We start from the raw sequence: 17,803 nt of genomic DNA, 5'->3' as shown, positions 1-17,803 counted from the left end.
CTTCAGGCACGGGACAGGTGGGACGGATCCGGGAGACGGCAGGGGCTCAGCCGTGAGACGGGGTGGGATCGAGCCAGGAGCAGGTGTCGCCGGCGGTGACGGGATACGGCGGAAGCGGCGGGTGTTCTTCCCGCTGCCGAACTTGCCGTCGGCGTCACGGACGGCCCACAGCCGGTCGCCGGTGAGGCCGCGGGCGCCCAGGACGGCGGCGGGGATCTGCTCGCCGAGCATGGATTTCACCGGGTAGCGGCGGATCTCGGTGATCTGCATGGGGCTGACAGTAGATGCGGGAGGCGACAGCCCGTAAGGCCCGCATCCAGCCCGGCGGCCGCGTGTCGGCCGTGCGGGGATCGCCACGTCGCGTGGGGGTGACGGGACGGGATCGATGTGGCGGGGACGGCCCTATGTCGTACGGAATCTGGGATTGTGGTTTTTGCTCCCAAGATCACTCGCCGTGACCCTCTGGCCGTCGGGGACAACGCCGATTGGAGGATTCCTACAAACAACGGTGCCCGACATGCATGATCCGGCGTATGGCTCGACCGGACGGTAGCCGAGAGGGTGGAGGAGGAGAAAGCTGACGGGGCAATCGGGAGGCTCGGCAAGTGTTCAGGCGTGTCGCGATCATCAACCGTGGGGAAGCCGCCATGCGGCTCATCCACGCCGTGCGGGATCTGTCCGCGGAGACCGGGACCCGGATCGAGACGGTCGCCCTCTACACCGACGAGGACCGCACGTCGACGTTCGTCCGTGAGGCGGATCTGACGTATCCGCTCGGCCCGGCCGCCGCCCGGCCCTACCTCAACCACGCGCTGCTGGAGCAGGCGCTGCGCGAGACCGGCGCGGACGCGGCCTGGGTGGGCTGGGGTTTCGTCGCCGAGGACCCGGTGTTCGCAGAGCTGTGCGACCGGGTCGGGGTGACGTTCGTCGGGCCCAGCGCGGAGGCGATGCGCAAACTCGGTGACAAGATCGGCTCGAAGCTGATCGCCGAGGAGGTCGGTGTTCCGGTCGCGCCGTGGAGCCGCGGCGAGGTGGCGACGCTCGAGGACGCGTTGCGGGCCGGCGACGAGATCGGCTATCCGCTGATGCTGAAGGCGACCGCCGGCGGTGGCGGGCGCGGCATCCGGCGCGTCGACTCGGCCGCTGATCTCACCGACGCCTACGAGCGGACCAGCCAGGAGGCGCTGCGGGCGTTCGGCTCGGGCGTGGTGTTCCTGGAGCGCCTGGTCACCGGCGCGCGGCACGTCGAAGTGCAGATGATCGCGGACGGGCAGGGCGGCGCGTGGGCGCTGGGCGTCCGGGACTGTTCGGTCCAGCGGCGCAACCAGAAGATCATCGAGGAGTCGTCCTCGGTCGTGATGGCGCCGGAGCAGGCGGCCGAGCTCAAGGAGTCGGCGGTCCGGCTGGCGCTCGCGGTGGGTTACCGGGGCGCGGGCACCGTCGAGTTCCTGTACCACCCGGGTGAGAAGCTGTTCGCCTTCCTCGAGGTGAACACGCGACTGCAGGTCGAGCACCCGATCACCGAGATCACCACGGGCACCGACCTGGTCAAACTCCAGCTGCACGTGGCGGCCGGCGGGCGGCTGGACGGTCCGCCCCCGGCCGAGCAGGGACACGCGGTGGAGGCGCGGCTGAACGCCGAGGACCCGGACCGCGACTTCGCTCCGTCACCGGGACGCATCGCGCGGCTCGCGCTGCCGGCCGGGCCCGGCATCCGGGTGGACACCGGGGTGAGCGAGGGCGACAGCATTCCGGCGGCCTTCGACTCGATGATCGCCAAGATCATCGCGTACGGCCGGAACCGCGACGAGGCCCTCGGGCGCCTGCGCCGGGCCATGGCCGAAACCACCGTCATCATCGAGGGCGGCTCCACCAACAAGAGCTTCGTCCTGGACCTGCTCGACCAGCCCGAGGTCGTCGACGGCTCCGCCGACACCGGCTGGATCGACCGGGTCCGCGCCGAGGGCCGCCTCATCAGCCACCGGCACTCCGGCATCGCCCTGGCCGCCGCCGGCATCGAGGCGTACCAGGATGAGGAGGAGATCTCCCGGCAGCGCCTGCTCACCACCGCGCACGGCGGCCGCCCGCAGGTGCAGCACGACTCCGGCCGTCCGCTCGACCTGAAGCTGCGCGGCGTCGGCTACCGGGTGCAGGTGTCCCGGCTGGGCCGCAACCGCTTCCGGGTCGGGATCTTCTCCGGTGGATCGTTCGGGTACGCCGACGTGATCAGCGAACGGTTCGACGAGCACAGCCAGCAGATGTTCGTCAACGGCCACCGGTTCCGCCTGGTCACCGCCACGCACGGCCCGATCCACACGATCGAGGTGGACGGTGTCACGCACCGGGTCAGCCGGGACGAGGGCGGCGTGGTCCGCTCGCCCGCGCCCGCCCTGGTGGTGGCCACTCCTCTCGCGGTCGGCGACGAGGTCGAGGCGGGCGCGCCGATCCTCGTGCTGGAGAGCATGAAGATGGAGAACGTGCTGCGGGCGCCGTTCAAGGCCCGGGTACGGGAATGCCCGGTCGCCGTCGGCAGCCAGGTGGAGACCGGCGCGCCGCTGATGCGCCTGGAGCCCATCGGGGACGCCGTGGACGACGCTCCGGAGGAGAACGCGCCCATCGAGATCGACCTGCCCGCCGGTGAGTCCGCCGACCACGGTCCGGACGATCTGCGGGCGCTGCTGCTCGGGTACGACGTCGACCCGAGCGTGGTCAAGGCGTACCTGGCCGGGCACGGCCGCCGCCCCGGCGCCGGTGAGATCGAACTGCTGACGATCTGCGCCGACCTGCTCGAACTCAGCCGCAACAAGCCCGGCGACGACTGGAAGACCGAGCCGGGCAACGCGGTGCACAGCCCCCGCGAGTACTTCCACGCCTACCTGCAGAGCCTCGACGTGGAGCGGGCCGGTGTCACGCCGGCGTTCCAGACGCGGCTCACCCAGGTGCTCGGGCACTACGGCGTGACCAGCCTGGACCGGACCCGGGAACTCGAGGACGCGGTCTTCCGGATCTTCCTGGCGCTGCAGCGGTCGGCGGCGAACGTGGGTGTCGTCTCGGAGATCCTGCGCCTGTGGATCGCCGGGAACCCGCCGCAGGAGCCGCTCGCCGAACGGGCCGGGATCGCGCTGGAGCACGTGATCGAGGCGACCCAGATCCGGTTCCCGTCGGTGTCGGACCTGGCCCGGGGCATCGTGTTCCGGTGGTTCGCCCAGCCGCTGCTGCGGCGTACCCGGGCGGAGGTCTATGCCTCGGTGCGGGCCCACCTGCGGCATCTCGACCACCACCCGGACACGCCGGACCGTGCCGAGCGGATCCAGAGCATGGTGGCGTGTTCGGAGCCGCTGGTCCGGCTGCTGGGGCAGCGGATCGGGCGGCCGGGGCGGGATCACATCCCGCTGCTGGAGGTGCTGACCCGCCGGTACTACGACAACCGTGGTCTCTCCACGCCGTCGGCCCTGTCGGTGGGTGACATCCGGTTCATGACGACGACCCACAGTGGGGAGAGCGTCACCCGCATCGCCGCCACCGCCGTCGACATCTCCGACTTGTCGGCATCGCTCACGGCGCTGGGGACGACTGAGGCGGATGTCTCCGACATCTACGTCTCCTGGGAGGACCAGCCGTCCGCCGACGAGATGGCGGCCCATCTCAGTGCGCTGTTCGCCGACGTGTCCGTGCCGGGGGTCCGGCGGGTCACCACGACGATCGCTGGTGTCAGCGGCGCGACGATGCACCACCACTTCACCTTCCGTGCCGATGAGTCCGGACGTTTCGCCGAGGATCGGCTGATCCGCGGACTTCACCCGCAGATCGCCCAGCGGCTGCAGATCGAACGGCTCCGCGAGTTCGACCTCACCCGGCTGCCCTCCACCGACGAGGAGATGTACCTCTTCACGGCGGTCGCCAAGAGCAACCCCTCCGACGAGCGCCTCGTCGCGATGTACCAGGTCCGCGACCTGACCGCCCTGCGCGAGACCGACGGCCGCCTGGTCGCGCTGCCCGCGCTGGAGGAGGCGGTCACGCTCGCCCTGGACGCGATCCGCAACATCCAGGCGCAGCGCCCGCAGAACAAGCGGTTCGACACCAACCGGATCATGATGTACGTCTGGCCGGTCACCGAACTGTCGATCGAGGAACTCAACGCCCTGGTCCAGCGCATCCTGCCGACCGCGAGCGGCGCGGGCCTGGAGGAGGTGCAGTTCATCGCCCGGCAGCGCCGCTCCAGCGGGGAGCTGACCGAGGTGGCGGTGACGATCACCCTGGAGCCGGGCAACGGCGCCCACCTGCACGTCGGTGAGCCGTCGACCGACCCGGTGCAGCCGCTCGACGACTACCGGCAGAAGGTGCTGCGGGCGGCCCGGCGGGGCACGGTGTACCCGTACGAGCTGACCGCTCTGCTCGGCGACTTCACCGAGTACGACCTGGTCGACGGGGCGCTCGAGCCGGTCGACCGGCCCAAGGGCAGGAACTCGGCCGCCATCGTCGCCGGTGTGGTCACCACGGTCACCGACCGTTACCCGGAGGGCATCACCCGGGTGGTGCTGCTCGGCGACCCGACCAAGTCGCTGGGCGCGCTGTCGGAGCCGGAGTGCGCGCGGGTCATCGCGGCCCTGGACCTGGCTTCGTCGATGCGGGTACCCCTGGAATGGTTCGCGCTGTCCGCCGGCGCCCGGATCTCGATGACCTCCGGCACCGAGAACATGGACTGGGTGGCCGCCGCGCTCAAGCGGATCGTCACGTTCACCCAGGCCGGCGGCGAGATCAACGTCGTGGTGGCGGGGATCAACGTGGGCGCGCAGCCGTACTGGAACGCCGAAGCCACCATGCTCATGCACACCAAGGGCATCCTGGTGATGACGCCGGACTCGGCGATGGTGCTGACCGGCAAGCAGTCCCTGGACTTCTCCGGCGGTGTCTCGGCCGAGGACAACTTCGGCATCGGCGGGTACGACCGGGTGATGGGACCGAACGGTCAGGCGCAGTACTGGGCGCCGTCGCTTCCGGCCGCCCGCGACGTGCTGATGGCGCATTACGACCACACCTATGTGGTGCCCGGCGAGACCGGCCCGCGGCCGGCGCCCTCCACCGACCCGGTCGACCGGGACATCTCCGGTTACCCGCACACGGTGGCCGGCAGCGACTTCGCCACGGTCGGTGAGATCTTCTCGACGACGCACAACCCGGACCGCAAGAAGGCTTTCGACATCCGTACGGTCATGCGTGCCGTGTCCGATCAGGATCACCCGGTCCTGGAGCGGTGGGCGGGCATGGCGGACGCCGACACCTCGGTCGTGCAGGACGCGCACATCGGCGGCCGGCCGGTCTGCCTGCTCGGCATCGAGTCCCGTTCGGTGCCCCGCCGGGGATTCCCGCCCACCGACGGCCCGGACACCTACACGGCGGGCACGCTGTTCCCGCGCTCGTCGAAGAAGACGGCACGGGCGATCAACGCCGCGTCGGGGAACCGTCCGTTGGTCGTACTCGCGAATCTGTCCGGTTTCGATGGTTCTCCGGAGTCCATGCGGAACCTTCAGCTGGAGTACGGCGCGGAGATCGGCCGGGCGATCGTCAACTTCGAGGGCCCGATCGTGTTCTGCGTGATCTCCCGCTATCACGGCGGCGCGTTCGTGGTCTTCTCGAAGGCGCTCAACCCGAACATGACCGTTCTCGCCCTGGAGGGCTCGTTCGCGTCGGTGCTCGGCGGCGCGCCCGCGGCGGCCGTCGTGTTCGCCGGCGAGGTCAACAACCGGACCGCCAACGACCCACGGGTCGCCGAGTTGCAGGCGCGGGTCGCGGCGGCCGGTGGCGCGGAGCGGGCCGCGCTCAGCACCCACCTCGCCGAGGTCCAGTCGTCGGTGCGGGCGGAGAAGCTGGGTGAGGTGGCGGCCGAATTCGATCGGGTGCACAGCATCCAGCGGGCGGTGGAGGTCGGTTCGGTCGACGCCATCGTCAGCGCCGCCGAGCTGCGGCCCCGCATCATCGAGGCGATCGAGCACGGCCTGAAGAGCTAGACGATCCGCACGGGAGGCGGTCCGCTTGCGGGCCGCCTCCTTTTGCCGGTGGTACGGCTACAGCCGCCGCCGGGTGACGACATCGGCCGGGTCGGGGCGGCCGTACAGGAATCCCTGCCCGTAGTCGCAGCCCATCCGGTTCAGCTGCTCGTCCTGCCGCTCGGTCTCGACGCCCTCGGCGACGACGGTGATGTTCAGCTCGTGACACAGCTTGATCATGTGCTTGACGACCGCGGCGGCCGCCGCGTCGTCGGGGTCGTCCAGGGCCCGGACCAACTTCGCGGCCAGTTTGACGGTGGTCACGGGCAGGGCCGACAGCGAGGCGAGGCCGGCGTAGCCGGTGCCGAAGTCGTCGAGTGCCAGCCGGATGTCCATCTCGTCGAGCTCCGCCAGCACGGCGAGGTGCTGATCGACGTCCGCGCTCTCGGTGATCTCCAGTTGCAGGGACTCCGCGGGCAGTCCGGTGTCGTCGAGCAGCGCGGTGACCACCGCGGTCAGCCCCGGATCGCCGAGATGAAAACCGGAGACGTTCGCGCTGATCAGCAGGTCGTGACCCTGCCGGCGCCAGGCGGCGCCCTGCCGGCAGGCCTGCTCCAGCATGGTGCGGTCCAGCGGAACGATCAGTCCGGTCTTCTCCGCCGGGGTGATGAACTCCTGCGGGTTGACCAGGCCGATTCCGGGACGCCACCAGCGGGCCAGCGCCTCCACACCAATCACCGCGCCCTCGCTCATCCGCACGATCGGCTGGAAGTACGGCTCGAACTCGCCGCGTTCCAGGGCGGCGGGCATCGCCGCGGCCAGCCGGTGCCGGACGATGTCCTGACCCGCCCGCCGCTCGTCGAAGACCACCGCGCCCCGCTGGTCCCGGTGCGCCCAGGCCAGCGCCCGATGCGCGTCGCACAGCCACGCGTCCGGGCCGGTCCGGCTGCCGGCGGACCCTTCGACGATCCCGGCGCTGGTACGGATTCGCAGCTCATAACCGTCCACGGAGGGCAGCACCACGGTCCGCAGCACCTGCCGGGCCCGCTCCGCGATCTTGCGCATCTCGTCGGCGTCGGTGCCGGTCACCACCAGCACGAACTGCTCCCCGCCGAGATGGGCGAGCAGGTGGCGGCCGCCGCCCTCACCCAGCTCCGCGCGGCGTGGCGGGACCGGGACGGTCCACTCCCGGACGAGTTCACGCAGGCGGGCGCCGATCGCGGCCAACATGTCGTCGCCGTGGGCGTGGCCGAGCGCGTCGTTGAGATCGGTGAAGTCGTCGACCCGCAACAGGACCATCCCGATCCGCTGCGTGTCCCCCGGCGGCCTCGATGGTCCGGCGCAACTGCTCGCGCAGGTAGTTGCGGTTCGGCAGATGGGTGACCGGGTCGTGCAGCCGCGCGTGCTGCAGCTCGATCTCCAGCATCGCCTTCTCGTTCTCCCAGGCCAGGCGTATCGCCCGGTGCATGTCGTCACCGGCGCGCATCGCGGTGTCGCGCAGCGCCGCCCCGAACCCGTTGATCATCTGTTCCAGCACCCGCAGCACCCGCTCGGTGACGGCTCCCCGGTCGCCCACGAAGCCGTCACGTTGCCGGTCGCCCGTGGAGCCGTCACGTTCTCGGCCGCTCGTGGAGCCGTCACCTTGCCGGCCGCTCGTGGAGCCGTCACGTTGCCGGCCGCTCGCGAAGCCGTCACGTTGCCGGCCGCTCGTGGAGCCGTCACGTTCTCGGCCGCTCGTGGAGCCGTCACTCGGGAACAGGGCCGGGAGCCGGTCGGCGAGCAGCCGGACCGCGGCGCCGAGCACGCGCGGATCCGCCATCCGGACCTTGACCAGCTGCACCCCGGCGCGCCGGCCGGGCTCGGGCTCGAACGGCTCGGACTCGACAGCGCACACGAGTTGCCGCAGCACGTCCCGTACCGCGGCGAGCGGCCGGTCCCGTCGCCCGGGCACCCAGCCGGCTTCCGCGATCACTCGCAGCAACCTCTGGGCCAGCGCGTTCAATGATGGTTCGTCGGTACTGCTGACCGCGTGTGTCATGAGGCGGTCCCCTCACAGTCCACGGCCGCGCACCCGGTGTGGCGAGCCGTCGAAAACTGTGCCCCCTGAAGGTGTGCCGCCGCCACGGCTTGAAGCGCCGCCGTCGCTACGGTATACGTTCAAGATCATCTACACGATATGCGCAGCTCGGCCCGGCAACGGATCACGACGGAGAAAGTTACGGGGACACGAAAATCCACCCGCTCGAGTGACTCGTCGGCCCGGAGAGGCGCCACCACAGAGGGCTCAGACGCGGCGGGCCACCACCGCCAGAGCGGTCGGCTGCGGAGGGATCTCGGCGGCCTCCTCCGAGTCGGGCCGCCACTGCTCGGCGGTGACCACACCCGGCTCGACCACCTCGAACGAGTCGTCGATCAGGTCCAGCAGTCGCCGCCGGTCACGAATGACCAGCGGGGTCGGCGTCTGCTCATACAGCTGTCGCACCCGCTCCTGCCGCTCTCGCCTCTCCGCGGTCGTCTCCGGACCCGTGTGCGACAGCACCAGGTGGCTGCCGGACGCCAGCGCGGCCCCGATCCGCGAGATGATCGATCGAGGGTCGGCGGCGTCCGGCACGAACTGCAGCACCGCCACCATCAGCACCCCGATCGGCCGGGAGAAATCCAGGAAATCCTGCAGGCGCGAGTCGGAGAGGAGCACCTCCGGCTCCCGCAGATCGCCGCGAACCGCCCGGGCGCCGGGGTTGCCGCGCAGCAGGCTCCGGCTCTGCTCCACCGCGATCGGGTCGATGTCGACATAGACCACCCGGGCCCGCGGGTCGATCTCCTGGGCGGCCTCGTGCACGTTGCCCAGGGTCGGGATGCCGGAGCCGATGTCCAGGAACTGGGTGACACCCCGCTCCTCCATCAACCACCGGACGGCCCGGCCCAGGAAGGCCCGGTTCGCCCGGGCGACCATGCGGGCCTCGGGGAACACCCGCTCGGTCTGATGCCAGAACTCACGGTCGACGGTGAAGTTGTGCACGCCACCCAGGGCGTAGTCGTAGACCCGCGAGGCGTTCGGCACGGTGATGTCGACGCCCTCCGGCACCCACGCGCCCGACTCCGCCACCGTCACCTCCACCGCTTCGGCTTGCATCCTATGTATCCCCCCGGGGCCGGAGGGAAGCCTGAAACTGCAACTTGCACCGAACGAGGCGCCCCGCACTCGACTATAGTCACCAGCCAAGCTGACGTCCATACACCCGGCGAGTGAGATGACCGATCCGGATAATCTCGGCTCACGCCACGTATCGGACGGGGGCGCGGGAAGGATGCAGCGGGCGGTGGGAAGCGGAGACGACCTGCGGTTGCTGCGCGCGTACGAGCCGGTGGCCAGATTCACCGAGGGTGAGTACTTCTTTCCCGTCTCGGTCGAACACTATGTGCGGCACGCCAGCCTGTGGCGCAACGACCCCGGCTCCAGCCCGCTCCAGGTCGCCGGGCCCGGTGACCTGTGCCTGGACACGCTCGCCGCGGCCGGGGGGGCCGAGCAGGGCCTGGGCTTCTCGCTGTCCGGCATCGGGACCGGCGAGAAACACGCGCACATCCCGCTGCGGGACCGTCCGCCCCACCTCAAACGGTCCAGCCGGCTGGCGTCGGTCGGTCTCACCGCCCGGCTCGTCGACACGCTCAACCGGTTCTCGCTGCTGTTCCGGGGCAGTGTCCCGGGCGGCAGCGCGGCCCGGTCGTTCCTGCTCCAGCGCGACCACCTCGACACGCCCCGACCCACCTACTACGGGCGGGTGCTGCGCGACGACCCGTGGATCGTCTGCCAGTACTGGTTCTTCTACAGCTTCAACAACTGGCGGTCGGCGTTCGGCGGGGTCAACGAGCACGAGGGCGACTGGGAGCAGGTGACCGTCTTCGTCGACGCCAACGGGTTCACCGACGGCCGGCTGCCGGCGCCGTCCTGGGTGGTGTTCTCCGCCCACGACGAGGTCGGCGACGACCTGCGGCGGCGGTGGGACGACCCGGACCTGACCGTGGACGGCGGCCGGCATCCGGTGGTGTTCGTGGGCGCGGGCTCGCACTCCGGGGCGTACCTGCCCGGCGACTACCTGATCACGGTCCGGCCGCCGCGGCTGCGCGGGCTGGTCGACGCGCTGCGCTGGTCGGCGCGGCTGCTGGCTCCGTGGTCCGCGGAGGACCAGCGGATCGTCGGGATCCCGTACGTGGACTACGCCCGCGGCGACGGCCGCGCGGTCGGCCCGGGACAACCCGAGCAATGGAATCCGGTGCTCATCGACGACGAGACACCCTGGGTACGCGACTACCGCGGGCTGTGGGGACGCGACACCAGGGACCGGCTCGGCGGCGAACGCGGACCGGCCGGGCCCCGATACGGCCGGGACGGCACGGTCCGGCAGGCGTGGGCCGATCCGGTGGGCTGGGCCGGGCTGGCGAAGGTCGTCCCCGACACCGCCGCCGAACAGCGGCTCGTCGAACTGCGTACCCAGAAGGACCGCGACCTCCTCGCCCGGCTGGACACCGAGATCGCCGAGCTGCGCCAGGACCTGACGGTGGCGGCGGCCGGCCTGCCCGCCTCGTCCCCGGAGGTACGCGCCCTCGCCCCACAGGAGGAGAAGCTGCTCGACCTGCGGATGGAACGCACCCGGCTGGCCGACGAGCTGCATCGCGCGGCCAACGCCGTACCCCTGCCTCCGCAGCACCCGCACACCCACCTGTTGCATCGCCGCCTGCCGCTGGAACAGACCGCCGGTTTCCTCGGCCGGGCCCGGTCGTGGTGGTCGGTGCTGAGCACCCCGCTGATCCTGCTGGCGATCGGTGCGGTGGTGTCGCCGCGGTCGTTCTCCGGGCTGTCCTTCTCCGGCCAGGAGACCGCCCTGGGGCTGCTGCTGGTCCTGCTGCTTGTGGAGGGTTTCGTCCGGGGCAAACTGCTGGCCGTCATGCTGCGCCTGCTGCTGGCCTGCGTCGCCGTGCTGGCGCTGGCGTTCCTCTGGCTCGACGGCCTCTACGTGCTGACCTTCACCTTCTTCGCCTCCGCCCTGCTGGTGCTGCTGGTCAACGTCCGCGAGGCGACCCGCCGCTGAACCGCCCTCCGCGCGGCGACACCACCGGCTGAACCGCCCTCCGCGCGGCGGGCGACCTCAGTTCTGCAGGTAACGGATCACGGCCAGTACCCGGCGGTGGTCGGCGTCGGACGGCGGCAGGTCGAACTTCGTGAAGATGTTGCCGATGTGCTTCTCCACCGCCCGCTCGGACACCCGGATCGCTCCGGCGATCGCCGTGTTGGTGCGGCCCTGCGCCATCAGGGCCAGCACCTCGCGCTCCCGCGGGGTGAGCTCGGCGAGCAGGTCGCGGTGCCGGCTGCGGCCGAACAGCTGGGTGACCACGTCCGGGTCCAGGGCGGTGCCGCCGGCCGCCACCCGGTGCAGCGCGTCGATGAAGTCGTCGAGCTGGACCACCCGTTCCTTGAGCAGGTAACCCACCCCCTCGGAGCCACCGGCGAGCAACTCGGCGACGAAGGCCGTCTCCACGTACTGCGAGAAGATCATCACCCCGGTGCCGGGAAACTCCCGGCGCAGCCGGACCGCCGCCCGCAGTCCCTCGTCGCGGTGGCTCGGCGGCAACCGGATGTCGACGATCGCCACGTCCGGCGGATCGGCGGTGACCGCCTCGAACAGCGCCGGCACGTCCACGACGGCGGCCAGCACCTCGTGCCCGCGGACGGTGAGCAGCTGGGCGAGACCTTCGCGGAGGATCGCGGAGTCCTCGGCGATGACGATGCGCATGTGTCGGTCAGGGCCTCTCCGGTGCCGGGCACGGGATCTCGACCGTGACGGAGGTCGGGCCGCCCGGTGGGCTGTCGATCGACAACTCCCCGTCGACCACCCGGATCCGCTCGGTCAGACCGGCCAGTCCCCCACCGGCACGCTGGTGAGCGCCGCCCCGCCCGTCGTCGCCGACCCGCAGGCACAGAACCTCGTCACGAAGATCGACACGGATCGTAGCCCGGCTCGCCCCGCTGTGCCGCCCCGCGTTGGTGAGCAGCTCGCACACCGTGAAGTAGGCGATGCTCTCCAACGCCGGCGGGGGCCGGCGGGGCAGGTCGATCTCCACGGTCACCGGCACGGGGCTGCCCGCCGAGACGGTGGCCAGCGCCGCCTCCAGCCCGTTGTCCAGCACCGGCGGATGGATGCCCCGCACCAGGTCGCGCAGCTCGGCGACCGCGGTGGCGAGGGTGTGCTGTGCCGTGTCGACGGCCGCCACCACCTGGTGCGGCGGCGCCTGCGCGGAGACCAGCTCGCGAACCATCGCCAGATGCATCCCGACGCCGATCAGCCGCGCCTGGGCGCCGTCGTGCAGGTCGCGCTCGATGCGCCGCAGGGTGACGTCGGCGTCGATCACCGCACGGTCCCGGGAATCCCGCAGGTCCCGTATCCGCTGGCTGGACCGGGTCGGACCGAGCAGTCCGCGGATCAGCAGCCGCTCCAGCGTCAGCACGGCACGCAGCATCCATGGGCCGAGCAGCAGCAGGATGACGCTGGTCACCATGATCGCCAGCGACTCGTTGTCGAACGGGCCGGGGTAGAACGGCAGGTAGATCAGCGCGATCAGGGCGTACGCGTAGAAGCCGCCGGCCAGCCCCAGCGACAGGACCGCCACCGGTGGTTTGACCACCACGTACGCCAGCATCCGCCAGCTGACCGGGTCGCTGAGGACGGCCCGCCGCCAGCCGAAGGCCCCCCGGTCGGCGGGCGACCGCACCGGATCCGGGACCTGGTGGCCGAGCATCCGGGCGGCGAGCCCTCGCCGCTTCGCGCCCAGGGCGATCGCGGCCCGCAGGATCGCGGCGAGCAGCCAGGCGCCGAGCGGCGTCAGCAGCAGGATGGTGCCGGCCAGGCCGCCCAGCAGCAGCAGAAGCGCGCTCAGCAGGTCGATCGGGAGCACGAGCGACAGGTATGCCAGCCCACGCCGGGATCGGGGCCCGAACAGAACGGTGAACATCTTCTTCATCGCGGACAGCATCTCCTGTCCGGCCGGGCCGCCGCGAGGGTGCCAGCACACCCTCCCGGGTTCGGATAACCCCACCATCGTTCGAGTGCCTGCACCACTGTGCCGGAACGCCGCGTTGACCAGGCTCAATGGCATGCCGAACGTCATGGTCACGTCCCGTCGCGCCCTGGTGGCGACCGTCCTCACCGGAGTCGGCCTGCTCGGTGGTCTCCTGCTGGGCCCGACGCGGCCGGCACCGGCGGCCGACGTCCCGGGCCTGTCCGGTTGGCTCGCCGAGCCGTTGTCCCCGCCCGATCCCCGCACCGGCACACCGGCGCAGGTGGCCGCCTTCTTCACCCGGCTCACGCCGGCTCAGGCGGCGGCCTACACCACGCGCTATCCGGCGATCGTCGGCAATCTCGACGGAGCTCCCCTCGCCTCGCGATACACCGCCAACCAGGCCCGGTTCCCGCAGTCGGCCGGCCGGCAGATCCTCGCCTTCGACGACCGTGGCGACGGTCTGATCACCGAGGTCCTGGGCGATCTGGAGACAGCGGACCGGGTGACGGTCCTGGTGCCGGGGGTGGACACCCGGCTGGCCGACTTCGACACCGGGCTCGGCGGCGTGCAGCGGCGGGCCACCGGCTGGCAGGCCCGGCAGCTGTTCGACCGGGTCCTCGCCGCCGATCCCGGCGCCCGGGTCGCCGTGGTGGCCTGGCTCGGCTACGACCCTCCCGAGGGCATGGGCCGCGCCACCCTCCGTGAGGACCGGGCCGCCGCCGGCGCCGCCGCGCTGGATCGTTTCGTCGACGGTCTGGTGCTCGGGCGGCCGGACCGGTCGGTCGCCGTGGTCGGCCACAGTTACGGCTCCACGGTCGCCGGGCTCGCCGCACCCGGGCTGAGCTCGCAGGTCACCGATCTGGTCGCGATCGGCAGCCCCGGCATGGGCGTCACCGGCCGTGCCGGCCTGCGCACCGGCGCCGAGGTGTGGGCCTGCGCCGCTCCGGACGACTGGATCCGCCGGGTTCCCGGGCTGCGGGTGCTCGGCGTCGGGCACGGGCGGTTGCCCTCCGACCCCGGTTTCGGCGCGCGGCCGTTGCCGTGCGACGACGTCGACGGGCACGACGGCTACTTCGTGCCCGGCACCACCGCGCTGGGCGCCATGGCGGACATCGCCCGGCCGCGCTCCGGGCAGGACCCACGATGACGGTGGACGACTTCGAGATCCTCGCCCGCTGGGGCCGGCCGCCGATCCCGGCCGAACTACCGGTCCGGCGGGTGTCAACGAATCCGGCCCCCGCACGTGTATTCATAGGTATGAGGGGTGCGGCGTTCGAGACGTTTCTGCGGCAGAGCGCGCCCGCGCTGCTGCGTCTGGGCAACGCCCTGGCCCTGGATCCGCAAGGCGCCGAGGATCTCGCCCAGGAGACCCTGATCCGGGTGGGCCTGTCCTGGTCCCGGGTCCGCCAGGACGGCAACCCGGTGGGCTACGCGCAGCGCACCATGGTCAACCTGTTCTTGAACGAGCGGCGCCGCCGCCGGCCGGTCCCGGTGGCCGAAGTCCCCGAACAGGCACGGGAGGACGCTGCGCTGGCCGAGGTGCACGACACCGCGGCGGTCCGGCAGATCCTCGCCGGTCTGCCGGCGCAACAGCGGGCCGCGATCGCGCTGCGCTATCTGGCCGACCTGCCGGACGAGCAGATCGCCGAGATCCTCGGGTGCGGTCCCGGGACCGTCCGGACCCACCTGTCCCGCGGCCTGGCCACCCTGCGCGGACGAATGACGACCCCCCGAACGGAGGGATGAGCATGCATCCGACCGACTTCGACCTGCCCGTCACCGAGGAGTTCCTGACCCGCGTGCGGCGCGGCGTGCGCCGGCGCCGGACGCTGCGGACCGTCGCCGTCGGCGGCACGGTCCTCGGCCTGTCCGCGGTCGCTCTCGCCGGCTGGCCGTCGCCGTCGCATCCACCGCTGCCGGCCGCCTCGGCCGGCGCGACAGCGGCCGATGTGGACCGGTTCCGGATCACCTATGTCCCCCACGAGGTCCGGATCGACCCGAAACTGAGCAACTCCATCGTCGCGGACACCCCCTCCGGGGCTGCTGACCGGGCGCCGTCACCGGGTGAGACCGGGGCGACGGCCTCGGTGCGCCGGCTCGCACAAGCCGACGGCGGGTCCTATCTGTGGATCACGGTGCTGCGGCCGCTCCCGCTCGACCGGGGGGTTCTCCCCCAGCACCTGCTGGGCACTCAGGCGCTCGGTGCCGAGGTGGTCGACACCTTCACCGTGCCCGCCGGGACGGCGAAGCTGATCAGAACGATGCAGACCATCCCGGGAGGCAGGACGGCCGCGTACGACGTGCTGATCACCGTCCCCGACGGGACCGTGATCTCGATCGGCGGCAACGCCCGGGTGCCGGAAAGCGAGCTGCGGGCCGTCGCGGTCGGTCTGCTACCCGCCTGAGCCGCCGAGCCGCGCGGACAGCCAGGCCAGCAGACCGTCGGCCTGTTCGGCCTGCATCCGCCGCAGGCGCCGCTCGCCGGGCAGCACACAGTCGCGCCACGCCCGCCCGGCGAGACCGGCCAACGCGACGTTCACGTGCTCGTCCGGCACTTCCCGCCAGCAGGACCGCCGCAGCACCGCCTCCGGGTCGATCCCGCAGGCCGCGACATCCGGAAGCAGACGGATCAGATCCATCCAGCCGGGCGCGGTCCACAGATGCGTCCAGTCGACGATCCGCAACCGGCCGCCCGGCTCCCGGATCACGTTGTCGCGCCGCAGATCCCCGTGGTGCAGCGCGGTTCCCGGCACGAGCACGGCCGTCCAGCGACTCTCCAGTTCAGCGAGCAGTTCCACCGGCAGCCCGTACGGCGGCGGCCGCCGTTCCCCCAGACGCCGCCAATCCCCCAGCAGGGGCACGAAATCCGCGGCGTACGGGGTGACGCCCTCGATCGGGCACGGCTCCAGCCGTTCCCGCATCCGCTCGGCCACCGCCAGCAGCCCACTCACATCCGCCGCGGTCCACCCGCTGACCGTCTCACCTTCCACCACCTCGTACGCCGCCACCCGCCAATCCCCGAACCCCGCACGCCCAACAGGCCCACGTTGTGCCCAGCCGTCAGACCCACACTCCGCCCGACCGTCAGACCCACACTCCGCCCGGCTGGCAGACCCACGCCCCGCCCGGCCGGCAGCCTCATGCCACGCCCGACCGTCACGCCCACGCCCCACCCGGCCGGCAGCCTCATGCCCCGCCCGGCCGGCACCGCCGCCGGTCTCGGCGGCGGTGGAGACGCCCTCGCTCGCGACGACCGCGAACCCGGTCAGGCGCGGCCCCAGATCACCCACCGCGTCCGCGAGGACCGCCCCGGCCTCGACCGCCGCACCCAGTTCGTGGGCAGCCGCTTTGACGAACAACCGGGCACCTGACCGCCCGATCACGACCGAAGCGATTGACGGTGTGAACCCCGCCGCAGCCGGGCGCTCCGCAACGACCGGCTCCCCCAGCATCGCGATGACGGCAGCCCGCACCCGCTCCGGAGCCTCAGCGAGCAGCGGCCGTCCTTCGTTCTGCACGGGCGCCAGCCTAAGACCGGTCCTCTCCGCCCCGGGGAGGGCAGGGACCGCCACGATCCGGGAGAGGAAGGACCGTGCTCCCCGAGACGGTTCCGCGCTGATCGGCGGGAAGCCGCCTCCCTGCCGCCGAACTGCGGAACCAGAGGCGACCATGGGCACCGAGTCGAGCGGAGGGTGATGGCGCCGGTGCATGACGGCGCCGCGCACCGGTGGAGCCCGGCGCGGTGTGGAACCGGAACGGCCGGCCGGCGAAGGTGGCGCGCCGACGAACCGGGACGGTCAGCTGCCGAGGACGGCGGCGGCGAGAATCAGACCCAGGACGGCGCCACCGGCGCCGGCTGCCGCGGCGTACCAGCCCAGCGGACGGTCGCCGAGGAAACCCCCGGCCAGCCCGAGCGCGACGGCCAGGAGCCCGAAGGCGACGGGATAGACCAGAACGGCGAGAACCGCGCAGACGAAGCCGATGATGGTGCAGATGCGGGCGCCGGAACGGCCGCGGGCCGGATAGGACATTTCGGGTTTCCTCCCCGGTTCGCCGGAAGCTGGCACCCGTCCGTCTACCCAGGAGGCGGTTGCGCCATGCCTGACCCGGTCGTCACGGCGCGGTGAGGAGCTCGATGATCCGGTCCACATAGGCACGCCGCTGCGCTGCGTTCCCCGGGACCACCTGCGGCGCGGCGTGCGCCAGCTGCGCATGCCCGAGATAGGCGCTGACCGCGAGAAGGGCACGCCGCTCCGCCTCCACCCGGCTCAACCCCAGGGCAAGGAACAACCCCGCCGTGTACGCGATCCGCCGCTCCGTCACCCGAGCCAGCACCGGCGCCACGTGCGGATGCCCGGCCGTCGCCAGCATGGCCAGCTCGATCGAGTCGGCCTCCTGACCGGCGGTCGACTCCATGACCATGCCGATCAGCAGCCGTAGCCGGGCGAGCGGGTCGGTCTCGATCTCGACCATCGCGATGACGGCGTCGGTGTGGTCGGTCTCCCACCGTTTCAGTGCCGCCTCGATCAGCGCGTCCCGGTTGGCGAAGTGCCAGTAGAAGCTGCCCTTGGTCGCGCCCAGCCGGGCGGCCAGCGGTTCGACCGCGACCGCCGCGAGCCCGCCCCGGCCGATGGCGTCCAGCGCGGCGAGTGTCCAGTCGTCGGCTGTGAGCCGGGTCGCTGTCTGCTTCTCGGTACGACGCGGAGGCATCTCCATACGCTACAGTACGGAAAACATACGGCAGCGTATGGAAGGGTGATCCG

General features: G+C 71.7%; 15 protein-coding genes. 6 read left to right on the top strand and 9 right to left on the bottom strand.

Going from position 1 to position 17,803, the window contains the following annotated elements:
* On the bottom strand, window positions 1-270 hold a 270-nt coding region (locus Aut01nite_RS17930), incomplete at its 3' end, for an MOSC N-terminal beta barrel domain-containing protein (protein WP_204037573.1).
* A 335-nt stretch (window positions 271-605) separates the two neighbouring features.
* On the opposite strand from Aut01nite_RS17930, the gene Aut01nite_RS17925 reads away from it, so the two are divergent.
* A complete protein-coding gene (locus tag Aut01nite_RS17925; protein ID WP_043523210.1) occupies window positions 606-6,008 on the top strand; it encodes an ATP-binding protein in 5,403 nt (1,800 codons plus the stop codon).
* A gap of 57 nt (window positions 6,009-6,065) precedes the next feature.
* On the opposite strand, the gene Aut01nite_RS17920 is transcribed toward Aut01nite_RS17925, so the two are convergent.
* From Aut01nite_RS17920 to Aut01nite_RS17910, 3 genes are all read right to left on the bottom strand, one after another.
* On the bottom strand, window positions 6,066-7,286 hold the full coding sequence (locus Aut01nite_RS17920; protein ID WP_043523208.1) for a putative bifunctional diguanylate cyclase/phosphodiesterase: 1,221 nt from the start codon (window positions 7,284-7,286) through the stop codon (window positions 6,066-6,068).
* Window positions 7,186-7,959 (bottom strand): GGDEF domain-containing protein, encoded by a 774-nt coding sequence (locus tag Aut01nite_RS17915; protein WP_043523206.1) that lies wholly within the window; start codon window positions 7,957-7,959, stop codon window positions 7,186-7,188. Before Aut01nite_RS17915 ends, Aut01nite_RS17920 begins: the two co-directional genes overlap by 101 nt.
* Window positions 7,960-8,271: 312 nt before the next feature.
* Window positions 8,272-9,120 carry an SAM-dependent methyltransferase gene (locus tag Aut01nite_RS17910; protein ID WP_052163306.1) on the bottom strand — a complete coding sequence of 283 codons (849 nt, stop codon included), beginning with the start codon at window positions 9,118-9,120 and terminating at the stop codon, window positions 8,272-8,274.
* A 187-nt stretch (window positions 9,121-9,307) separates the two neighbouring features.
* Between Aut01nite_RS17910 and Aut01nite_RS17905 the strand changes: the two genes are divergently transcribed.
* Window positions 9,308-11,074, top strand: coding sequence for a hypothetical protein (locus Aut01nite_RS17905; RefSeq protein WP_043523205.1), 1,767 nt, complete (start codon window positions 9,308-9,310; stop codon window positions 11,072-11,074).
* Between the two features lie 57 nt (window positions 11,075-11,131).
* Here Aut01nite_RS17905 and Aut01nite_RS17900 read toward each other — a convergent pair whose 3' ends face one another.
* Window positions 11,132-11,776 carry a response regulator transcription factor gene (locus Aut01nite_RS17900; protein ID WP_043523204.1) on the bottom strand — a complete coding sequence of 215 codons (645 nt, stop codon included), beginning with the start codon at window positions 11,774-11,776 and terminating at the stop codon, window positions 11,132-11,134.
* 7 nt (window positions 11,777-11,783) lie between these two features.
* Window positions 11,784-13,001 (bottom strand): sensor histidine kinase, encoded by a 1,218-nt coding sequence (locus tag Aut01nite_RS17895; protein WP_043523353.1) that lies wholly within the window; start codon window positions 12,999-13,001, stop codon window positions 11,784-11,786.
* A gap of 133 nt (window positions 13,002-13,134) precedes the next feature.
* Between Aut01nite_RS17895 and Aut01nite_RS17890 the strand changes: the two genes are divergently transcribed.
* From Aut01nite_RS17890 to Aut01nite_RS43580, 3 genes are all read left to right on the top strand, one after another.
* The gene (locus tag Aut01nite_RS17890) at window positions 13,135-14,187 is read left to right on the top strand and encodes an alpha/beta hydrolase (protein ID WP_236642560.1); all 1,053 of its coding nucleotides are present in this window, start codon (window positions 13,135-13,137) and stop codon (window positions 14,185-14,187) included.
* Window positions 14,188-14,297: 110 nt separating this feature from the next.
* A complete protein-coding gene (locus Aut01nite_RS17885; protein WP_043523202.1) occupies window positions 14,298-14,786 on the top strand; it encodes a SigE family RNA polymerase sigma factor in 489 nt (162 codons plus the stop codon).
* A 2-nt stretch (window positions 14,787-14,788) separates the two neighbouring features.
* Window positions 14,789-15,445 carry a hypothetical protein gene (locus tag Aut01nite_RS43580; protein ID WP_043523201.1) on the top strand — a complete coding sequence of 219 codons (657 nt, stop codon included), beginning with the start codon at window positions 14,789-14,791 and terminating at the stop codon, window positions 15,443-15,445.
* On the opposite strand, the gene Aut01nite_RS43575 is transcribed toward Aut01nite_RS43580, so the two are convergent.
* The gene (locus Aut01nite_RS43575) at window positions 15,434-16,048 is read right to left on the bottom strand and encodes a phosphotransferase (RefSeq protein ID WP_052163304.1); all 615 of its coding nucleotides are present in this window, start codon (window positions 16,046-16,048) and stop codon (window positions 15,434-15,436) included. The genes Aut01nite_RS43580 and Aut01nite_RS43575 overlap by 12 nt on opposite strands.
* A gap of 132 nt (window positions 16,049-16,180) precedes the next feature.
* On the opposite strand from Aut01nite_RS43575, the gene Aut01nite_RS43570 reads away from it, so the two are divergent.
* Window positions 16,181-16,411 carry a hypothetical protein gene (locus Aut01nite_RS43570; RefSeq protein ID WP_236642559.1) on the top strand — a complete coding sequence of 77 codons (231 nt, stop codon included), beginning with the start codon at window positions 16,181-16,183 and terminating at the stop codon, window positions 16,409-16,411.
* Between the two features lie 426 nt (window positions 16,412-16,837).
* On the opposite strand, the gene Aut01nite_RS17870 is transcribed toward Aut01nite_RS43570, so the two are convergent.
* Complete coding sequence (locus Aut01nite_RS17870; RefSeq protein ID WP_043523199.1) at window positions 16,838-17,071, bottom strand: hypothetical protein; 234 nt, start codon at window positions 17,069-17,071, stop codon at window positions 16,838-16,840.
* A gap of 82 nt (window positions 17,072-17,153) precedes the next feature.
* Window positions 17,154-17,750 (bottom strand): TetR/AcrR family transcriptional regulator, encoded by a 597-nt coding sequence (locus Aut01nite_RS17865; protein ID WP_236642558.1) that lies wholly within the window; start codon window positions 17,748-17,750, stop codon window positions 17,154-17,156.
* Window positions 17,751-17,803 lie beyond the last annotated feature (53 nt).

This window comes from Actinoplanes utahensis (genome assembly GCF_016862455.1).
Classification (GTDB): Bacteria; Actinomycetota; Actinomycetes; order Mycobacteriales; family Micromonosporaceae; genus Actinoplanes; species Actinoplanes utahensis.
Note: the sequence above shows the minus strand (reverse complement) of the source record. Positions and strands in the feature narration are given on the sequence as shown.

Excerpts from the sequence above, each read along its gene's own strand:
- Aut01nite_RS43580 (WP_043523201.1), top strand. The coding sequence starts at position 14,789 with ATGCATCCGACCGACTTCGACCTGCCCGTCACCGAGGAGTTCCTGACC.
- Aut01nite_RS17885 (WP_043523202.1), top strand. The coding sequence starts at position 14,298 with ATGAGGGGTGCGGCGTTCGAGACGTTTCTGCGGCAGAGCGCGCCCGCG.
- Aut01nite_RS17895 (WP_043523353.1), bottom strand. The coding sequence starts at position 13,001 with ATGAAGAAGATGTTCACCGTTCTGTTCGGGCCCCGATCCCGGCGTGGG.
- Aut01nite_RS43570 (WP_236642559.1), top strand. The coding sequence starts at position 16,181 with ATGCCACGCCCGACCGTCACGCCCACGCCCCACCCGGCCGGCAGCCTC.
- Aut01nite_RS17910 (WP_052163306.1), bottom strand. The coding sequence starts at position 9,120 with ATGCAAGCCGAAGCGGTGGAGGTGACGGTGGCGGAGTCGGGCGCGTGG.
- Aut01nite_RS17865 (WP_236642558.1), bottom strand. The coding sequence starts at position 17,750 with ATGCCTCCGCGTCGTACCGAGAAGCAGACAGCGACCCGGCTCACAGCC.
- Aut01nite_RS17890 (WP_236642560.1), top strand. The coding sequence starts at position 13,135 with ATGCCGAACGTCATGGTCACGTCCCGTCGCGCCCTGGTGGCGACCGTC.
- Aut01nite_RS17870 (WP_043523199.1), bottom strand. The coding sequence starts at position 17,071 with ATGTCCTATCCGGCCCGCGGCCGTTCCGGCGCCCGCATCTGCACCATC.
- Aut01nite_RS17920 (WP_043523208.1), bottom strand. The coding sequence starts at position 7,286 with ATGGTCCTGTTGCGGGTCGACGACTTCACCGATCTCAACGACGCGCTC.
- Aut01nite_RS17900 (WP_043523204.1), bottom strand. The coding sequence starts at position 11,776 with ATGCGCATCGTCATCGCCGAGGACTCCGCGATCCTCCGCGAAGGTCTC.